This window comes from Amycolatopsis sp. cmx-4-54, assembly GCF_046548895.1.
In the GTDB taxonomy this organism is placed as follows: domain Bacteria; phylum Actinomycetota; class Actinomycetes; order Mycobacteriales; family Pseudonocardiaceae; genus Amycolatopsis.
Genome location: NZ_JAEBEJ010000035.1, coordinates 1 through 538, shown reverse-complemented (window position 1 = coordinate 538; position 538 = coordinate 1). Strand labels below are relative to the sequence as shown.

The 538-nt window shown below is 64.5% G+C and carries 1 protein-coding gene; it reads right to left on the bottom strand.

From position 1 onward, the window contains the following. Positions 1-34: 34 nt before the first annotated feature. Positions 35-538: integrase core domain-containing protein (locus ACLJQ7_RS42635; protein ID WP_410653878.1), on the bottom strand; the 504-nt coding region annotated here is incomplete at its 5' end.

Genomic DNA, 538 nt, shown 5'->3' with positions numbered 1-538 from the left:
TGTGCTGTTTCAGGACCTCACGGACAGATGTGTTTCAGGACTTGTCGGACAGTTTGGTGTTGAGTGGTTGGTAGCGTACTGCTCGGTTGAGGGTGAGCTGGCGGGCGATGGTGTCGCCGATCATGATGGTGACGCGGTCGCCTTGCCAGAACACCGTGGCTGTGTGCCCGGTCCAGCGGCGGCCCAGGATGATGGAGCAGCCGGAGAAGGTGATGACGCCGGTGGCTGAGACGGTGCGTTGTGTGCGGCCGCTGGAGGCTTCGCGGCCGCTGGAGGGGGTGGCTTTGGGGCTGGCGTCGTAGCGTTGCCGTGGGGTGTGGCCGTCGAGGCTTTGGTGGCGCCGGTGGTCGTTGTAGATCTGGCGGTAGTCCTCGAGAAGCTGTTGCAGGACGGCGAGGTTCTCGGCTGGTGGCCGGGCGGCGAGCCATTTCCGCAGGGTTCGGTGGACGCGTTCGTTCTTGCCGCAGGTTTGTGGGTGATAGGGCCTGGAGGCGATGGTGGTGACGCCGTGTTCTGCGAGGTGGCGTTCGAGTTCGAC